16 protein-coding genes and 1 pseudogene are annotated in these 19,119 nt (G+C 57.8%); 4 read left to right on the forward strand and 13 right to left on the reverse strand.

All coding sequences use genetic code 11. From position 1 onward, the window contains the following. Positions 1-63: 63 nt before the first annotated feature. Entirely contained in the window at positions 64-1,533 is a 1,470-nt protein-coding gene (locus KDX30_RS07850) for a purine-cytosine permease family protein (protein WP_027900774.1), read from the forward strand. Continuing rightward, positions 1,523-2,449, forward strand: a complete 927-nt coding sequence (locus KDX30_RS07855) for a PfkB family carbohydrate kinase (RefSeq protein ID WP_231675438.1) — start codon at positions 1,523-1,525, stop codon at positions 2,447-2,449. The genes KDX30_RS07850 and KDX30_RS07855 overlap by 11 nt, the downstream gene beginning before the upstream one ends. A 118-nt stretch (positions 2,450-2,567) precedes the next feature. Here the strand turns inward: KDX30_RS07855 and KDX30_RS07860 are convergent, their stop codons facing one another. The 11 genes and pseudogenes from KDX30_RS07860 to KDX30_RS07910 all read right to left on the reverse strand — a co-directional run bounded on the left by KDX30_RS07860 (position 2,568) and on the right by KDX30_RS07910 (position 15,164). Beyond that, a complete protein-coding gene (locus KDX30_RS07860; protein ID WP_122703974.1) occupies positions 2,568-2,897 on the reverse strand; it encodes a GlpM family protein in 330 nt (109 codons plus the stop codon). A gap of 134 nt (positions 2,898-3,031) precedes the next feature. Further along, positions 3,032-4,360, reverse strand: coding sequence for a two-component response regulator AauR (locus tag KDX30_RS07865; protein WP_027900771.1), 1,329 nt, complete (start codon positions 4,358-4,360; stop codon positions 3,032-3,034). Positions 4,361-4,478: 118 nt separating this feature from the next. Continuing rightward, positions 4,479-6,371, reverse strand: coding sequence for a two-component sensor histidine kinase AauS (locus KDX30_RS07870; protein ID WP_231675439.1), 1,893 nt, complete (start codon positions 6,369-6,371; stop codon positions 4,479-4,481). A 65-nt stretch (positions 6,372-6,436) separates the two neighbouring features. Beyond that, on the reverse strand, positions 6,437-7,171 hold the full coding sequence (locus KDX30_RS07875; protein WP_099270392.1) for an amino acid ABC transporter ATP-binding protein: 735 nt from the start codon (positions 7,169-7,171) through the stop codon (positions 6,437-6,439). Next, entirely contained in the window at positions 7,168-7,839 is a 672-nt protein-coding gene (locus KDX30_RS07880) for an amino acid ABC transporter permease (RefSeq protein ID WP_164581605.1), read from the reverse strand. Before KDX30_RS07880 ends, KDX30_RS07875 begins: the two co-directional genes overlap by 4 nt. Further along, positions 7,839-8,585 (reverse strand): amino acid ABC transporter permease, encoded by a 747-nt coding sequence (locus KDX30_RS07885; protein ID WP_122703942.1) that lies wholly within the window; start codon positions 8,583-8,585, stop codon positions 7,839-7,841. The genes KDX30_RS07880 and KDX30_RS07885 overlap by 1 nt, the downstream gene beginning before the upstream one ends. A 98-nt stretch (positions 8,586-8,683) precedes the next feature. Further along, complete coding sequence (locus KDX30_RS07890; RefSeq protein WP_099270390.1) at positions 8,684-9,598, reverse strand: glutamate/aspartate ABC transporter substrate-binding protein; 915 nt, start codon at positions 9,596-9,598, stop codon at positions 8,684-8,686. Positions 9,599-10,047: 449 nt separating this feature from the next. Beyond that, positions 10,048-11,583 (reverse strand): annotated as a pseudogene (gene glpD, locus KDX30_RS07895) (glycerol-3-phosphate dehydrogenase); the annotation flags it as partial. 287 nt (positions 11,584-11,870) lie between these two features. Further along, complete coding sequence (locus KDX30_RS07900; protein WP_027900765.1) at positions 11,871-12,626, reverse strand: DeoR/GlpR family transcriptional regulator; 756 nt, start codon at positions 12,624-12,626, stop codon at positions 11,871-11,873. 116 nt (positions 12,627-12,742) lie between these two features. Beyond that, positions 12,743-14,248, reverse strand: coding sequence for a glycerol kinase GlpK (gene glpK, locus KDX30_RS07905; RefSeq protein ID WP_027900764.1), 1,506 nt, complete (start codon positions 14,246-14,248; stop codon positions 12,743-12,745). Between the two features lie 49 nt (positions 14,249-14,297). After that, positions 14,298-15,164, reverse strand: a complete 867-nt coding sequence (locus KDX30_RS07910; protein ID WP_099270388.1) for an MIP/aquaporin family protein — start codon at positions 15,162-15,164, stop codon at positions 14,298-14,300. A 356-nt stretch (positions 15,165-15,520) separates the two neighbouring features. Between KDX30_RS07910 and ybaK the strand changes: the two genes are divergently transcribed. Together ybaK and KDX30_RS07920 are read left to right on the forward strand one after the other, a co-directional pair. Then, entirely contained in the window at positions 15,521-15,991 is a 471-nt protein-coding gene (ybaK, locus tag KDX30_RS07915) for a Cys-tRNA(Pro) deacylase (protein WP_099270590.1), read from the forward strand. Positions 15,992-16,229: 238 nt separating this feature from the next. Then, positions 16,230-17,018 (forward strand): PhzF family phenazine biosynthesis protein, encoded by a 789-nt coding sequence (locus tag KDX30_RS07920; protein WP_231675440.1) that lies wholly within the window; start codon positions 16,230-16,232, stop codon positions 17,016-17,018. Here KDX30_RS07920 and KDX30_RS07925 read toward each other — a convergent pair. Continuing rightward, entirely contained in the window at positions 17,015-18,088 is a 1,074-nt protein-coding gene (locus KDX30_RS07925) for an ABC transporter ATP-binding protein (RefSeq protein ID WP_231675441.1), read from the reverse strand. The two genes, KDX30_RS07920 and KDX30_RS07925, sit on opposite strands and share 4 nt — an antisense overlap. Next, complete coding sequence (gene argF / locus KDX30_RS07930) at positions 18,085-19,005, reverse strand: ornithine carbamoyltransferase (protein ID WP_231675442.1); 921 nt, start codon at positions 19,003-19,005, stop codon at positions 18,085-18,087. Before argF ends, KDX30_RS07925 begins: the two co-directional genes overlap by 4 nt. Positions 19,006-19,119: the final 114 nt, after the last annotated feature.

Below are 19,119 nucleotides of genomic sequence, written 5' to 3' on the forward strand. Positions count from 1 at the left end.
CACGGACGTGTTACTGATTCCGCACTGCCCACAACCAAAATAACCGGCACTGGAGCTAGGCTCATGACTTCATCAAGCAGCACACAAAGCGCAGGACAACTGGAAACCCGCGGCATTGAGCCGGTCCCGGAAAGCGAATGCAATGGCCATCCGTTGCAGCTGTTCTGGGTGTGGTTTGCCGCCAACATCAGCATCCTCGGTTTGCCTTTGGGTGCGACGTTGGTGGCGTTCCGGGGGTTGTCGATCTGGCAGGCAATCATTGTGGCGATTCTCGGTGCGGCGGGATCGTTTGCGGTAGTCGGGGTGATCTCCATCGCCGGTCGCCGTGGACGCGCGCCGAGCCTGACGTTGTCCCGCGCCATCTTCGGTGTGCGCGGCAATATTGGTCCGACCATCGTTTCGCTGATGTCTCGCCTGGGCTGGGAAACGGTCAACACCACGACGGCAGCTTTCGTGCTGCTGTCGCTGTCCGCGATCCTGTTCGGCACTCCGGTTGAAGCGAAAAACACGCCGGCCCTGACCTTGGTGTTCATCGCCATTTTCGTGCTGATGACGCTGTGCGTTTCCGGCTTGGGCCACGCCACGTTGCTGGTTATCCAGAAGTGGGCGACTTACATCTTTGGCGCGCTGAACGTGGTGGTTGGCGGCTTCCTGATTGCCCATATCGACTGGAATGCGGTGTTCAGCGCGGCGCCTGCACCACTGAGCGCAATGATCATTGGCGTGGGCATCATGGCGGCAGGCACCGGCATCGGTTGGGCCAACGCCGGTGCGGACATGTCCCGCTATCAGCATCGCAGCGTCAAAGCCACGCGGCTGGTGGCCTCGGCGGCATTTGGTGCGGGGATTCCGCTGGTGTTGCTGATTACCCTTGGTGGGTTGTTGTCGGTGGGCAATGATCATCTGGCCTCGGCCACCGACCCGATCATCGCGATCCGCGAACTGTTGCCGAACTGGATGGCTGTGCCGTACCTGATTACTGCGTTTGGTGGCTTGCTGCTGTCGAATAACCTCTCCGTTTACTCGGCCGGTTTGACCACCTTGACCCTGGGTTTGAAGGTCAAACGGGTTCACGCTGTGATCGTCGATATCGTCGCGATTTTCATCGGCTCGATCTATTTCATGCTCATCGCCGAGAGCTTCTACGGCCCGTTCATTACCTTCATTTCGCTGCTGGCAGTGCCGATTACGGCGTGGGTCGGGATCTTCATTGTCGACCTCATTCATCGCCAGGTTTACTCGGGTAAAGACCTGATGGACGTATCGCCGAGCAGTGCTTACTGGTACAGCGGCGGCGTGGAGTGGCGTGCACTGGGAGCCTGGGCATTGGCGATCGTGCTGGGCTTCAGCTTTACCACCGTCGCCACTACCGCTGACAACGTGTTGTTCACCGGTTTCCTGTCCGACTCTTGGTTGGGTCATAACGGCCTGGGCTGGATCGTGACCTTCCTGGTGGCGGGTGGTGTCTATGGGATTCTGGGCGGTGCCCGTGATCGCCGAGCGTTTTCCGAAGAGGCCCAACATGCCCGCTAGATTGCTGCACACCGGCCAGGTCGTTGTCGACCTGGTCATGGCGCTGGACAAGCTGCCAGCTTCTGGCGGCGATGTACTGGCCAGTTCCGCCCGGTTTGAAGCGGGTGGCGGTTTCAATGTCATGGCTGCGGCCCGGCGCAACGGCATGCCGGTGGTCTATCTGGGTCGCCATGGCAAAGGTCAGTTCGGTGATCTGGCGCGTCAGGCCATGACAGCCGAAGGTATTCAGTTCAGTGCTGCGTGCAGCGAGGAGCAGGACACCGGGCTGTCCGTGGCACTGATCGAACCGTCAGCGGAGCGCTCGTTCATTTCTTACGTGGGGGCCGAAGGCGGTTTGTCGGCACAGGATTTGAATAGCGTGACGGTGCAAGCCGATGACTATGTTTACGTCAGTGGCTACAGCCTGTTGCACGAAGGCAAAGTGCAGAGCCTCCTGGATTGGCTGGGGTCCTTGCCGACCAGTGTGACCGTGGCGTTCGATCCGGGGCCGCTGGTGCATTCGCCCGATGCGCCGCAGGTCAGGGCGTTGCTGCCTCGGCTTGATCTGTGGAGCAGCAATTGCGAAGAGGCGTTGCGTTTTACTCAGTGTGAAGACATTGCCCAGGCGCTTGACCGGCTGGATGAGTTGCTGCCGGATGATGCCTTGATCGTGGTCCGCGACGGACCGAAAGGGTGCTGGGTTCGTCAGCATCGACAGACGCGGCATGTGGGCGGCTTTCCGGTCAAAGCCATCGATACCAATGGCGCGGGTGATGCCCATGCGGGCGTGCTTCTGGCTAACCTGGCGGCAGGGCTTTCATGGGAACAGGCGGCCTTGAGGGCCAACGCTGCGGCGGCAATTGCCGTGACTCGCTGGGGTCCGGCGACATCGCCGGATGCGCAGGAAGTAGAGGAGTTGGTCGCGCGATCCCGGTAGGAGCGAATTTATTTGCGAAGAGGCCGGTACATTCGACCCATGTCTGTCGTTTGGGAAACCGCTTTCGCGAATGAATTCGCTCCCACAGGGCGCCGGGGCCATAGGACGTTTTTGTCCTTCAACCATGAAATCTCACCCACAACGTCACCAGCAACGTCGCCGCCACCAGCCAGGCGACGGCGGCCAGTGCGAGTGACACCTCCAGCCGCCAGCGGTCCACCAGCAGGTACAGGGCCGCCAGATAGACAAAGTAGGGAATGATCGACCACATGCCAAACAGGATGGTGGTCTTGAGGTCGTCCAGAGAACGACCTTTGCCAACGATGTAATGAGCGATCAAGGCGAAAGTCGGGAACAGCGGCACCAGGCCTGCGATGTAGTAGTTTCTGGTCTTGGCCAGTGCGGCGAGAATGACCACGACGGCTGCGCCGATCAGGGCTTTGAACACTAGATCCACAGAATCCTCTTTCTAAAATTGAAATAAGCATGAACTGTAGGAGCCAACTTGTTGGCGAGGCGTCAGACCTGCGTGATCAGCAATTTCGCTTCGCCAACAAGTTGGCTCCTACAGGTCCGGGGTGATTATCCAAGCCCATACTTTTTGACCTTATCAAACAGCGTGGTCTTGGCCATGCCCAGCTCCTGGCTGGCTTGGCTCAGGTTGCCGCCGCTGCGTTGCAGGGCTTCGCTGAGCAGGTTTTTCTCGAAGGCTTCCACGGCTTCGGCGAAGCCCAGACTTTGAGGTTCTTCCGGGTTGGCGTTGGGTTTCTTGAAAGCGGGCAAGCCCAGGGCATAACGTTCGGCGACGTTACGCAACTCCCTTACGTTACCGGGCCAGTCGTGGCTCATCAGGCTCGATAACGTGTTCGGGTCCAGTTCTGGAGGCTCGCGATCAAAACGCAACGCGGACAACTGAAGGAAGTGTTCGAACAGTTGCAGGATGTCTTCACGACGCTCCCGCAACGGCGGCAGTTCAAGCGTGACCACGTTCAGCCGGTAGTACAGGTCGCTGCGGAACTGTCCGGCTTTGCTTTGCTCATCGAGGTCTGACTTGGTCGCGGCAATCACCCGGCAATCCACTTCGACACTCTGATTGGAGCCGAGGCGTTCCAGCGTTCGCTCCTGCAAAACCCGCAGCAGTTTGATCTGCAGGCTGATCGGCATGCTTTCCACTTCATCGAGAAACAGCGTGCCGTTATGCGCGTGTTCGATCTTGCCGATGCGTCGCTTGCCCGCGCCCGTGAACGCGTTGGATTCATGGCCGAAGATTTCGGTTTCGAACAGGGTCTCCGGAAGGCCACCGCAGTTGAGCGCTACGAACTGGTGCTGATGACGACGACTGAAATCATGCAGGCAGCGGGCAACCAGCTCTTTACCGGTACCGGTTTCACCTTCGATCAGCACATTGGCTGAAGTGTCGGCAACGTTGGCAATCAGCGCGCGCAAGTTCTGCATGGCGGGCGAGCGGCCAATGATCTTGCCTTCAAGTGAATCGCGCTCGGCCAGTTGCTTGCGCAATGACCAGACTTCTCGCGCCAGACCTCGCTGCTCAAGGGCGCGGCGGGTCACCTCCACCAGACGTTCAGGGGAGAAGGGTTTCTCCATGAAATCGTAAGCGCCGTCGCGCATGGCGTTGACTGCCATGGAGATATCGCCATGACCGGTGATCAACACCACGGGAAGGCTGCGGTCACGCGCCTTGAGACGGCTGAGCAACTCCAGACCATCAATGCCTGGCAGACGAATATCACTGATCACGATTCCGGCAAAGTTATCGCCGATCCGCGCCAATGCTTCTTCGGCACTGCCCACGCCTTCGCTGGGAATGTCCTCCAGCGTCAGCGCCTGCTGGCAGCCGAGCAAAACGTGAGGGTCGTCTTCGACGATGAGTACGGTCAGGTCAGTGGTCATTTGAAGGTCTCATCTTTGGCTTGGTAAACCCTGTAGGAGCTGCCGCAGGCTGCGAACCGCGGTGTGTCAGGTTCATCGCTTTCGCAGCCTTCGGCAGCTCCTACAAAAGCAGAGCTGGTCATACCTGAGGCTCCTTCACCACATGCAACCACAACACAAACGCTGTACCGCCACTCTCCGGCTGTTCAGCGCTCAGGCTACCACCGGTTGCGGCTGCGAGGCTGGCGGAGAGGGTGAGGCCCAGTCCCAGACCTTGCTCGCCGGGTTTGGTGGTGAAGAACGGTTCGAACAGATGCTTGCGGGTTTCGTCGTCTATGCCGTGGCCGTTGTCTCGAACCCGCAAGCAGTAACGGCCTTCGATGACCGAGCCTTCAAGCCAGATTTCCGGCAGGGGCTGGGCGTGCATGGCGTCCAGAGCGTTGCCAATCAGGTTGACCAGAATCTGCTCGAGGCGAGTCTGATCAATCATCAGCTCGGCGTCGGCATAGCGCTGGTGCAGTTCGAGGGAAAAACTTTCCAGGCGTGGGGTCAACAACTGCAGTGCAGCATCGACGGCTTTGCTGAGTCTGGCCTGACCCTTGTCATCTCCACGACGGGCGAACGCGCGCAGGCTGGCGGTGATACGGCCCATGCGGTCGACCAGATCGTTGATGGTGCGCAAGTTGGTGCTGGCGGTATCCAGCGCGCCCCGTTCGAGGAAGCGCACGGTGTTGCCGGACAAGGTACGCAGTGCAGCCAGCGGTTGATTCAGTTCGTGGGCAATGCTGGTGGACATCTGCCCGATAGCCGCCAGTTTGCCCGCCTGAACCAGTTCGTCCTGTGCCTTGCGCAAGGTGTCTTCAGCTTGCCGACGTTCGCGGATCTGACCCTTGAGGCGTTCGTTACTGGCACGCAAATGCTCGGTGCGCTCGGCGATCTTGCGCTCCAGTTCGTCATTGGCCGCTTGCAGGGCTTCACGTGCGGCGAGGCGGGTTGAAAGCACTTTGCGCCGTTCATTCCAGGCGATTAGCAGAAACGCGACCAGTGCGCAGGCCACCGCGACCAGCATGCCCTGACTGCCTGCTTCACGGCGCAGGTCTTCAAGGGGCGTCAGCAGCGTCAGATGCCAGGGCGTGTCGCTCAACTGGCGTGTCTGGGCCAGATAGCTGACCTGTTTGTGTTCAAGGTCGACGCTGACATTGGCCGGGAAGGTCAGCTTCTCCACACCCTCCGAAAGCAACTCGCGCTCCAGCGGCACCAGCTCGTTGAGCGGCCACCAGTAATATTGCAGGCTGCGTGCCAGACGTTCTTTGATTTCCGGCGTGAGTGGGCGTACTGATTTCAGACGTCGGGCCGGGTCGCTGGAAAGAATAATGATGCCGTTCTCATCGCTGACGAAGGCTTCCAGTCGTGCACGTTGCCAGCGCTGCTCCAGGGCTTCGAGTTGCACCTTGATCACCGCCACGCCGACGATCTTGCCTTTCTCTTCCAGACCGTGCGCCAGGTAATAACCGGGCTCACCGGTGGTACTGCCGATGCCGTAGAAGCGTCCCGGCAAACCCCGCACCGCATCCTGAAAATAAGCCCGGAATGACAGGTCTTCACCCAGATAACTGTCGGCATCGCGCCAGTTGCTGGTGGCAAGTACCCGGCCGGAGGTATCGAGTACGTAAATTGCCCGGCTACGGCTGCGGCGATTCAGGCCTTCAAGGTAATCGTTGACCTCGCTGCGCAGCTCGGGAGTAGGGTCGTTGAGCAGGGCTGAGACGCTGGACTCCAGCTCCAGCACGCTGGGCAAATAAGTGTATTTGTTGATTTCACTTTCGAGGGTGCGGGCGTGCAGCTCAAGCTGACGTTCGCCGCTCTCGCTGAGGGTTTTGATGCCGTAGTGTTCGCTGATCAAATAGGCGACGTAGCCCAGGCCGAACATCAGCACGATGATCAATGGCGGCAGAAACAGGTGGCGAATCAGACGGGGTTTCACGGCAAGTGATGGCGGCGCGGCGCGATAAAGATTGGGGTCGCATTTCATCACAGTCGTCCTGAGCCGAACAGCGGCCCGACGCTTCAAAGCGCCGAGCCGCTGTCGAGTCTCACTTAATGCTGAAGAATTTTAGCGAGGAACTGCTGCGCACGTTCGGAACGGGCGCTGACATCACCGAAAAACTCTTCTTTCTCACAGTCTTCAACGATTTGTCCCTGATCCATGAAGATCACGCGGTTGGCCACTTTACGGGCGAAGCCCATTTCGTGGGTCACGCACATCATGGTCATGCCTTCCTGAGCCAGCTGCACCATTACGTCGAGCACTTCGTTGACCATTTCCGGATCGAGCGCCGAGGTCGGTTCGTCGAACAGCATGACGATCGGGTCCATGGCCAGTGCCCGGGCAATCGCTACACGCTGTTGCTGACCGCCGGACAATTGGCCCGGATGCTTGTTGGCGTGGGCCGACAGACCTACACGATCCAGCAGCTTCAGGCCTTTTTCAGTCGCTTCTTCCTTGCTGCGCCCCAGCACTTTGATCTGCGCAATGGTCAGGTTTTCAACGATGCTCAGGTGTGGGAACAGTTCGAAATGCTGGAACACCATGCCAACCCGGGAGCGCAATTGCGGCAGGTTGGTTTTAGGGTTGGCAATCGAAGTACCGTCCACGGTGATGTCGCCTTTCTGGAACGGTTCCAGGGCGTTCACGCATTTGATCAGAGTCGATTTGCCGGAGCCCGACGGGCCGCAGACCACGACCACTTCGCCTTTTTTGACCTCGGTGCTGCAATCAGTCAGCACCTGGAAGTCGCCATACCACTTGTTAACGTTTTTGATGGAAATCATACGGCGAACCTTTTTTGCAGACGCTTCACCAGCAACGAGGCGGCAAAGCTGATCGTGAAGTACACCAGACCGGCGATGATCAGGAACTCATTGGCGCGGCCAATGATGTCGCCACTGGCCCGCGAGGCGTTGAGGAAGTCCACCAGGCCTACGGTGTAAACCAGCGAGGTGTCCTGAAACAGGATGATGCTTTGCTGGAGCAACAGCGGGGTCATCTTGCGAAAGGCCTGAGGCAGGATGATCAACCGCATCATCTGCCCGTAGGTCATGCCCAGCGCTTGCGCTGCGCCCATCTGGCCCTTGGAAATCGACTGCACACCGGCACGAACGATTTCGCAGAAGTAGGCCGCCTCGAACATCATGAATGCGATGACGCAGGAGGTGAACGCACCGATGGGCGTGTCTTCGCCGGTGATCCAGCGCAGCACGAACGGCACCGCCAGATAGAACCAGGTGATGACCAGCAGCAGCGGAATGGAGCGGAAATAGTTGACGTAAGCACCGGCCACGTTGGCCAGCAGCTTGCTCGACGACAAGCGCATCAAAGCCAGAAGGGTGCCCAGCACCAGACCGCCGATGATGCCCATGACCATCAGTTGCAGGGTCATGACCATGCCGTTCCACATACCGGGAATGGCCTGAACGACTCCAGAAAAGTCCATATCCATTATTTGCCCCCCAGGGAGATCAGTCCGGGCACAGCGACTTTCTTCTCGACCAGGCGCATCAGCAACATCAGGCTCATGTTCAGGGTGAAGTAGATCAGTGTCGCCAGGGTGAAGGCTTCGAACAGGTTGGCGGAGAACTCGGCGGTCTGTTTAGTCTGCGCGAGCAATTCCATCAGGCCGATCAACGACGCCACCGATGAGTTCTTGAACACGTTGAGGAATTCGGAGGTGAGCGGCGGAATGATGATCCGGTAAGCCTGTGGCAGCAGCACGTTCCAGTAGATCTGCGGCAGTCTGAAACCCATGGCGCGAGCAGCAGATTCCTGGCCGCGAGGCAGCGCTTCGATACCGGTGCGCACTTGTTCACACACCCGTGCAGCAGTAAACAGACCCAGGCAGACGATCACGCTGAGGAACGCGGAAGTCGTCGGGTTCAGGTCTTGCTTGTACCACTCCTGCATGCCTTCAGGCAGCAGATCCGGCACCAGGAAGTACCAGATGAACAGCTGCACCAGCAGCGGCACATTACGGAAGATTTCCACGTAGACCGTGGCAATACCAGCAACTATACGGTTCGGTACGGTACGCATGACACCGAGCACGGAGCCCAGCAGCAAGGCGATGATCCAGGCAACGACAGCGATAGCGATAGTCCAGCCCAGACCTGAGATGTACCAGTCCAGATAGGTTTCGCTGCCGACGCCAGTGGACCTGAAGAAAACGCTCCAGTCCCAGTTGTAATTCATCAGGGTCTCCCCTCTGATCGATCCAGATGCATGCACGGCATCCTGAAACCGCACGGTGCGGTCTCAGGCTGTTTTATTGACGAGTGGGTAATCGGCGCTTAGGCCTTTTTGTCGTCTGCCGCTTTGTCGGTCGGTTCGGCGATCAGTTTTTTCAGCTCGTCGCTCATCGGGAAGTTCAGGTTCAGGCCTTTTGGCGGGATTGGAGCCTGGAACCACTTTTCGTAGATCTTGTTGATCTCGCCCGATTTGTAGGTCGCAACGATGGCGTCATCGACGGCTTTCTTGAACGGCTCATCGCCTTTACGCACCATGCAGCCGTAGATTTCGTAAGACTGAGGGGTACCGGTTACAGCCCAGTCAGTCGGCTTCTTGGCCTTGGCCATTTCACCGGCCAGCAAGGCGTCGTCCATCATGAATGCCACTGCACGACCCGATTCCAGCATCTGGAAGGATTCGCCGTGGTCTTTGGCCGAGATCACGTTCATGCCCATTTGCTTGTCAGCGTTCATGGACTTGAGGATGCGCTCGGACGTGGTGCCCGCGGTGGTCACGACGTTCTTGCCTTTCAGGTTATCGAAATCCTTGTATTCCGAAGTTGCTTTGGACAACAGACGGGTACCGATTTCGAAGATGCCGACCGAGAAGTCGACCTGTTGCTGGCGCTCAACGTTGTTGGTGGTCGAACCACATTCAACGTCGACGGTGCCGTTCTGCACCAGCGGGATACGCGTTTGCGAAGTGACCAGGTTGTACTTGACCTTAAGGTCCGGCATGTCCAGGTCTTTCTTGATGGCTTCAACGATTTTCAGCTGGATGTCGTGGGAGTAACCCACCGGCACGCCGGAAGCATCAGCGATGTAGGAGAAAGGGATCGAAGCGTCGCGGTGACCGAGGGTGATGGTGCCGGACTCTTTGATTTTCTTCAGGGTGCCGGTCAATTCGGCGGCAGAAACTGGAGAGCTGATCAGAGCAGCAGCGATTGCTGCGCCCAGAAGATGGGGAACGATGCGCATCGGTTATACCTCGAATTATTTTTTTTATGGGGCCTGCTACCTGGCGGCCGCCTCTTCGGTCCATGCTTCAACGGCGGCCGACAGAAGACAGGCTACGGTCGAAGCAATCGACTGCTTATTACAGAGCAGGAGGCGTGCCAAGCTGGTTTATAGAGGTTAACTGGCTGATTTATAAGAGGATAAATCCGGGTGTGATCCAGGCGGGGGAGAGGCCGGCGTCCGGGATGCCGAACTAATGGGGGAGAGGTGTTCGGAAATCCGAATGGGGCACTGGCGGTAGAAATGCAGAACCCGTGGGAGCGAATTCATTCGCGAAGGGGGCAGTCCACAAAACATCCGGGTCTGACACACCGCATTCGCGAATGAATTCGCTCCCACTGAGGCCTTTATTTGCTGTGCACGAGCGCTGTGTCAGTGACAAGCAAAGGAGCAGCGGCAGCACCTATCAAAGCCGCTGCAAAAGCACCTTTGTTACGCGCCACAGTGTCCAGATACTGCTGAACGCCTTCGCGCTCCTCAGCGGTCATGAACAGGCCGAGTTTGCTGCGGCGCCACAGAATGTCATCAGCAGTCGTTGCCCATTCGGTGCTGCACAGGTAGTCGACTTCCCGGGTGTACAAGCCCGCGCCCAGGTGATCGCCCAGATCGGCAATGCTCTGTACGCCTTCCAGCAGACGCCAGGTGCGGCTCCCGTAAGTGCGAGACCAGCGTTGCGCGATTTCGCCTGGTAGCCAGCCAAAGCGGCTGACCAACTGGTTGGCCAACTCCGCCGGAGTGGTCATGTCTTCGCCACCGGGAAGACTGGATTTGGCTGTCCAGCTTGGCTTCATCTGCTTGAAGAACGGGGCCAGTTGCGCCATCGCCGACTCTGCCAGCTTGCGATAGGTGGTCAGCTTGCCGCCGAACACCGACAGGATTGGTGCTTCATCAGCACCACCGGACAGCGACAGGGTGTAGTCGCGGGTGATGGCTGAAGGGTTGTCAGACTCGTCGTTGCACAGCGGACGAACGCCGGACCATGTGCTGAGAACGTCATCGCGGCTCAGTTGCTTCTTGAAGTGGTCGTTGGCCACTTTGAGCATGTAGTCCATCTCGCCGTCGGTGATCTCGACCTTGTTCGGGTCGCCTTGGTACTCGCGATCCGTGGTGCCGACGATGGTGAAGCGCTCCATATAAGGAATTGCGAACACGATGCGCTGGTCTTCGTTCTGCAGAATGAACGCGTTTTCCCCCTCATACAGTTTCGGCACGATCAGGTGGCTGCCCTGGATCAGACGGATGCCGTACGGCGAATCCAGCTTCAGGTCGTCACGAATGAACTTGGCAACCCATGGGCCGGCAGCATTGACCAACGCCTTGGCGCGGATCGAAAACAGCGTGCCATCGGCGCGCTCCATGTGCAGGTGCCACAGGCCGTTGGTACGGCGGGCATTCAGGCAGCGCGTCTGGGTGTGAATGTGCGCGCCTTGTTCACGGGCGGCCATGGCGTTGAGCACTACGAGACGGGCGTCGTCGACCCAGCAATCCGAATATTCGAAACCATGAGTGATATTCGATTTCAGCGGGCTGTCGCTACCGAAACGCAAGCTGCGCGAACCCGGCAGCTTCTCGCGCTTGCCCAAGTGGTCATAAAGGAACAGACCGGCGCGGATCATCCACGCAGGGCGCAAGTGTGGGCGGTGTGGCAGCACAAAGCGCATCGGCTTGACGATATGCGGCGCCTTGGCCAACAGCACTTCACGTTCTGCCAGTGCTTCACGCACCAGTCGGAACTCGTAATGTTCCAGGTAGCGCAGGCCACCGTGGATCAATTTGCTGCTGGCAGAAGAGGTATGGCTGGCCAGGTCGTCTTTTTCACACAGAAAAACTGACAGACCGCGACCGGAGGCATCCGCTGCGATCCCGACACCATTGATCCCACCACCGATAACGGCGATGTCGTAGACCTCGGAAAGTGGCGGTGTAGACACGTTGGAATGGGGCATCGATGGCCTCCTGAGTTTATTGCTCGGATAACGAATTCGAACATTAATGTTCATTTTCGAAAATCATAGCTCAATAACGCAGGGGCTTCCAGTCAGTTGTCATTGAAAATACTGATCGGGAAGGGAGAAAGGAACAAAAGTGAACATGGTGGGATGGCACAGGAAACCCGTAGGACCGGCTTTAGCCGGGAGGGCTTTGGGCTGTTCGCTAAATCTTCTTTGGCAGAACCACGGCCCTCCCGGCTAAAGCTGGTCCTACGGATATGACTTTCGAAGCGCGATTGGCTCTAAACCACTTCCAGCCGAATCTTGTTCTGCGCCAGCAACTGCACCAGTGCGGGAGCCGGGGCCTGGTCAGTTACCAGGCAGTCGATCAGGGTGATCGGTCCCAAACGAACCATGGCGTTGCGGCCGAACTTGCTGGAATCGGCAGCCAGAATGACTTGCCGGGCGTTGGCAATGATCGCCTGGGAGACGCGTACTTCCTGATAATCGAAATCCAGCAGACTGCCGTCTTCATCAATCCCGCTGATGCCCACCAGCGCGAAATCGACTTTGAACTGGTTGATGAAGTCCACGCTTGCCTGACCCATCACACCACCGTCACGACGCACGTTGCCGCCCGCCAGCAGGACATCGAAATCCTCTTTGGCGCTGAGCATCGAGGCGACGTGCAGATTGTTGGTGATGATTTTCAGGTTGTTGTGGTTGAGCAGGGCGCGGGCGATCGACTCGGTGGTCGTACCGATGTTGATGAATATCGACGCGTGATCGGGGATCTGTGCGGCAATGGCTTCGCCGATGCGTTGTTTCTCGTCGCGCATCTGATCCGCACGCATGGCGTAAGCGGTGTTTTCAATGCTCGAGTCATAAGCTGCGCCACCGTGGTAGCGGCGCAACAGGTTCGATTCCGCAAGCTGATTGATATCGCGGCGGATAGTCTGAGGGGTTACAACGAATAGCGTGGCCATTTCCTCGATGCTGACATAGCCGCGTTCACGGACCAGCTCGAGGATTTGCTGTTGACGGGGAGGCAGGTTCATTTTTGTTGAGTGTCCTTCAGGCTGCCAAATGGCGCCCATGATGCCGCAGGCGTGTACTGCCTGTCAGCCGGAAACTCGAAAGCGATGATCCTGCCACTCCGTCGCAAGCGTAACCGTTAGTCGTTGTTGTCGTGCGGTTCCCAGTCGCGGGTGCGCGCTACGGCCTTCTGCCAGCCGGCGTAGAGCTTTTCCTTCTCTTCTTCGGCACATTGCGGCTCGAACTCGCGCTCGATAACCGCCTTGTTCTTCAACTCGTCCAGGCTGCTCCAGAAACCAATGGCCAGGCCGGCCAGATAGGCGGCACCCAATGCAGTGGTTTCGCGCATTTTCGGGCGTTCAACCGTAGTGCCGAGGATGTCGGCCTGGAACTGCATGAGGAAGTTGTTAGCCACTGCGCCGCCGTCAACCCGCAGGGATTTCAGGCGTTCGCCCGAGTCTTGCTGCATGGCGTCCAGAACGTCGCGTGTCTGGTAAGCGATGGACTCCAGCGCTGCGCGGATGATGTGATCGACTTTCACACCGCGTGTCAGGCCGAACAATGCACCACGGGCATACGGGTCCCAGTACGGAGCGCCCAGACCGGTAAATGCTGGCACCAGATAAACGCCGTTGCTGTCCTTGACCTTGCCCGCGAAGTATTCGGTGTCGACGGCATCGGTGATGATTTTCAGCTCGTCACGCAGCCATTGCACCGTCGAACCGCCGTTGAACACAGCGCCTTCCAGCGCGTAAGCCACTTCGCCACGCGGACCGCAACCGATGGTGGTCAGCATGCCGTGGGCGGACTTCACGGCTTTCTTGCCGGTGTTCATCAACAGGAAGCAGCCGGTGCCATAAGTGTTTTTGGCCTGACCGGGTTCGACGCACATCTGGCCGAACAGCGCGGCTTGCTGATCGCCTGCGATACCGGCAATCGGAATACCGCTTTTGCTCTGGCCGTAAACTTCGGACGAGCTTTTCACTTCCGGGAGCATCTCGCGCGGGATATCCAGCACGTCGAGCATGCGCTGATCCCATTCCAGGGTGTGGATGTTGAAGAGCATGGTGCGTGATGCGTTGGTGTAGTCGGTGACGTGCACCTTGCCGCCAGTGAATTTCCAGATCAGCCAGCTATCAATGGTGCCGAACATCAGCTCGCCTTTGCGGGCGCGTTCGCGGCTGCCTTCAACGTGGTCGAGGATCCACTTGACCTTGGTGCCCGAGAAGTACGGGTCGATCACCAGGCCAGTGGTGTCCTTGATGTACTCTTCCATGCCGTCGCGCTTGAGCTGCTGGCAGATTTCGGTACTGCGGCGGCACTGCCAGACGATGGCGTTATAAATAGGACGACCGGTTTCCTTTTCCCAGATAACCGTGGTTTCACGCTGGTTGGTGATACCGATGGCGGCAATCTGATTGTGGTGCAGATCAGCCTGAGCCAGTGCTTTGGTCATGCACGCGGTTTGAGTGGCGAAGATCTCCATAGGATCATGTTCAACCCAACCCGCTTGGGGGTAATGCTGAACGAATTCGCTTTGCGCGGTGCTGACGACATTGGCGTCGCGGTCAAAGATGATTGCACGAGAGCTGGTCGTGCCCTGATCGAGGGCAATGATGTAGTTCTTGTTCTGTGAGTCGGTCATGTCGATTGCCTTGTGCTAATGGGTGAAGTTAAAAGCAGACGCGCGAGATTCAAGATGAAATCTGGGCTTTGCCTGGAACAACGTCAGCGTCTTTTACAGCCACAGTCTCTACAGCAGGAACGGCGCGTGGCAGATGGCGCGCAATCAGCGCACGATAGCCAGCGGCACCGAGGCACGCACCAAGAATCGGCGCGAAAATCGGAATCAGAAAATACGGTATGTCACGGCCACCGGTAAACGCGACTTCATCCCAGCCCGCGAGGAACGTCATCAGTTTAGGACCAAAATCCCGGGCCGGATTCATCGCGAAGCCAGTCAGTGGAGCAGTCGAGGCGCCAATCAGTGCCACCAGCAAACCGATTAGCAGAGGCGCGAGTGCGCCGCGGGGCAGGCCGTTGTTGTCGTCAGTCAAGGACATGATGACGCACATCAGAATCGCCGTGATTACACATTCCACCAGTGCAGCCTGACCTACGGAAATGGCCGGGTTGGGATAGGTGGAAAATGCTGAGGCGAGTTCAAGGCTGGCAACTGAACCACGAATCATCTGATGCGTTTGTTCGAATTCGAAGAACAGGCTGGTGTACAGCAGATAAACCAGACCGGCACCGCAAAAGGCACCTGCGATTTGTGCGGCGATGTAGAAGGGTAGTTTTCGTTTTTCAAAACCGGCAAAAATACTCAGCGCGATGCTGACGGCCGGATTGAGGTGCGCGCCGGAAACACCTGCGCTCAGATAGATAGCCATGGCGACTGCCAGGCCCCAGATAATGCTGATTTCCCAAAGCCCGAACGTGGCACCCGCAACCTTGAGCGCTGCGACACAGCCGGTACCGAAAAAAATCATCAGGGCGGTGCCCATGAATTCGGCCACGCATTGACCTTTCAGCGTTGGTTCTTGCAGTGCATTCGTCATGTAAACCTCTTTTTTGTTCTTGTGCGGCTCTGTGTGAAATCCACCAGTGCGCGTCTTTTAACGAGCTCGAGGAAACCCCATCCTCGACCTCTGGATTCGACCTTAAATGGAACTAAAGTTCCAGTGAATATTCGCAAACGAAAAAAAATAAACAGGAACGAATGTGGCTGAGGGTGGAACCGAACCTGTGGGCACTGTCAGGCGCAGGGCTTTTTACGCGCATTGATCGGGGTTGTGTACACCTTCTTTGATTTTTTTGAGCATTTCACGTCCTGCCCAGTAATCGCGGGGTATACAGGCGGTTGGTCGCCTAGAATAATCCACCAGTAATGGTCGCCTTGGCCTTGGAGCGCTGTATGACACCTGCACTGGATCTGTTGAAAAAAGTTCGTGCTGAACACCGAATACACAGTTACGAACATGACCCCAAAGCTGCCTCTTATGGCCTTGAGGCGGCGGAGAAGTTGGGCCTCGAACCGGCGCAGGTATTCAAGACACTGCTGGCAAGTACTGAAAAAGGTGAATTGCTGGTCGCTGTGGTGCCGGTTGTTGGCACCCTGGACCTCAAGGCGTTGGCAACCGCTGCGAAGGCCAAGAAAACCGAAATGGCTGACCCGGCTGCTGCGCAGCGCTCCACCGGCTATCTCTTGGGCGGTATCAGCCCGCTGGGTCAGAAGAAGCGGTTGCGTACTTTTATTGATCAAAGCGCTGAGCAGTTCGCGACGATTTACGTCAGTGCCGGGCGGCGCGGTCTTGAAGTAGAACTGGCGCCGAAGGCACTTGCTGAACATACCGGCGCGATGTTTGCGCCGGTGGGGCGCGGCTGAAAGTAGTTCTCTGCTTTGTAGCTGCACGCAACTCACCTACGGAAGAATTTCAATAACTGCCGCCAGGTTCGCGGCAGTCACAGAATCTGTAGGAGCTGCCGAAGGCTGCGATAGCGGTGTGTCAGGATGAACGCTTCGCAGCCTGCGGCAGCTCCTACAGAAATGCATTCCAATTCACTGGTTTGCATTTTGTTTGGCCAGAGTAACCAAGGCTTTCAATCGCACTGGAGCATCACTTATGTATCTCGAGTTTCATCAGGTCGACGCCTTCAGTGATCGTCCGTTCAGTGGCAATCCGGCGATGGTTTATCGCCTCGATGCATGGCTGGCTGATGAGTTGATGCAGCGCATTGCCGCTGAACACAATCTAGCGGAAACCGCGTTCGTTGTTCGCGAGGCGCTCGGTTGGCACATCCGCTGGTTCACGCCCAGGACTGAAGTCCCCTTGTGTGGGCATGCGACGCTGGCTGCTGCTCATGTGCTGTTTAATATTTTCAGCGAGCCTTCGGAGCAGCTCGATTTTTTCAGCAAGTCAGGTGCTCTGAGCGTCACGCGTGAGGAGGGGCTATTGCTGCTGGACTTCCCGGCGATGATTCCTCACGAGGTCGGCGTGACCATTGAGCTTGAGCGTGCCTTGGGCACCAGTATTGTTGATGCGCTGGGTTCGGCGGAGTTGATGGTGGTGCTTGAGTCCGAACAGGCAGTGCGTGAATGCACGCCTGACATGGCGGCGCTGGCACGGTTGCCCTGGCCTGGTGTGATCGTGACCGCGAAGGGTGAACACGCTGACTTCGTCTCGCGCTATTTCGCTCCGGCAATTGGCATTCCCGAAGATCCGGTCACCGGCTCGACCCACTGTGTGTTGATTCCGTACTGGGCCGGTCGACTGGGCAAGGATGTGCTCAATGCCTACCAGTGTTCTGAACGTGGCGGGGCGTTGTTCTGTCGGCTGGAAGGGGATCGGGTGAAGATCGGCGGGCATGCCACGCTGGTGGCCGGCGGGACGTTGATGGTGAGTCTGGGCTAAACCGCCTGCTGCACCGCCACACTACCTGCCGCCGGGAACAGCACCAGATGGTCGGCCGATACCCGAATGCCTACCTGCTCACCGGGTTGATAATCCGCATGGCTAGGGAAAACCGCTTCCAGTTGGCTGCCGGTAGGCAGTTGCAGGCGGTAAAGCGTCGCTGCGCCCTGAAAGGTTTTGCTGGTGACGCGGGCGGCAAGAGTGCTATCGGCATCGAAGACGATGTCATCCGGTCGCAGCAATACGTCCACTGCGCTGCCTTTTGTGCCTGAGTAAGCGCGGTTGCCTTGCAGTACACCCAATTCGGTCTGAACGGATTGCGGGTCAATCATGACGCCGCGAATGAAATACCCCTGACCGATAAAGCTGGCGACGTAGGGAGTCAGCGGTTCGTGATACAGGTTGTAGGGCGTGTCCCATTGTTCCAGACGACCTTCTTTGAAGACGCCTACATGATCGCTGACAGCGAAGGCTTCTTCCTGATCGTGTGTGACCAGTATTGCGCTGGTGCCTCGGGCCTTGAGGATGTCGCGGACCTCGTGACTGAGGCGGCGGCGAAGTTCGCCGTCCAGATTGGAAAACGGTTCGTCGAGCAGCAGCAGTTGCGGCTCTGGCGCCAACGCACGTGCCAGCGCAACGCGTTGCTGTTGGCCGCCGGACAATTCATGAGGCAGGCGTTTGCCTAAGGCGCCCAGATTGACCAGCTCCAATAGCTCGTCGGTCACTTGCTTGAGGCGTGGATGCTTGCGAATGCCAAAGGCGACATTCTCGGCAACGCTCAAGTGCGGGAAAAGCGCGTAATCCTGAAACACCATGCCGATCCGGCGTTTCTCAGGAGGCAGGGTAAAGCCTGGCCTGGAGATGACTTCGCCAGCCAGAGTAATTTCCCCGGCGTGAACCGGCTCGAACCCGGCAATGGCGCGTAAAGTCGTGGTCTTGCCACAGCCCGATGAGCCCAGCAAGCAGCCGATATCCCCTGCGTTGAGGTGCAGGTTCAAATCCTGCACCACGCGTTGTTCCTGATATCCACAGGCCAGATTGCGCAGGTTCAGCAGCAGTGGCGAACTCATGCTGGCTGGCAGGCAGGCGCAACCAGAAACTCCAGCAGCGCCTTCTGTGCATGCAGGCGATTTTCAGCCTGGTCCCATGCCACAGAGCGAGGATCGTCAAGCAGGTCGACGCTGATTTCTTCGCCACGATGCGCTGGCAGGCAATGCATGAACAGCACGTCTTTGTCAGCGAGATCGAGCAGGGGGCGGGTGACCTGGAACGGGGTGAACAAGGCGATGCGCCTGGCGGTTTCTTCTTCCTGGCCCATGGAAGTCCAGACATCGGTGCTCACCAGATGCGCACCCGCCACTGCTGCACGCGGATCACGCAGCACAGTCACGCGATCACCCGCCAGCGCCAGAAACTCCGGATTTGGCTCATAGCCTTCAGGGCAAGCCACGCGCAACTGGAAGTCGAACTGGATCGCGGCTTCTATATAGCTGTTGCACATGTTGTTGCCGTCGCCGATCCAGGCAACGGTCTTGCCTTTGATTGAGCCGCGATGCTCAAGGAAGGTCTGCATGTCGGCCAGCAGTTGGCAGGGGTGCAAGTCATCGGACAGGCCATTGATGACAGGCACGCGGGAATTAGCGGCGAACTCGGTCAGATTGCTATGGGCAAAAGTACGGATCATCACGGCATCAAGCATGCTTGAAAGCACTTTCGCGCAATCGGCAATCGGCTCGCCACGGCCCAATTGGGTGTCACGAGGGGACAAAAAGATGGCCTGACCGCCAAGCTGGATCATGCCGGCTTCAAACGAAACACGGGTACGAGTCGAAGATTTCTCGAAGATCATGCCCAGAACCCGACCTTTCAACGGTTCGAAAAGCACGCTTCGGTTTCGCAGGTCTTTGAGCTCTACGCCTCGACGGATCAAGCGCAGGAGTTCTTCTGGCTTGTAATCCATCATCGAGAGAAAGTGCCTGGCGTTCATTATTAACTACCTTTTTTGCAACAGACCGCAGATGCTCAAAGCCGGGTTTTATCGGGAAAACGGGCGAGACCTGCGGCGGAAGCCGCACGGGGCGACGAATAGGGAAGGCGCGAT

This window comes from Pseudomonas quasicaspiana, assembly GCF_021147825.1.
Classification (GTDB): domain Bacteria; phylum Pseudomonadota; class Gammaproteobacteria; order Pseudomonadales; family Pseudomonadaceae; genus Aquipseudomonas; species Aquipseudomonas quasicaspiana.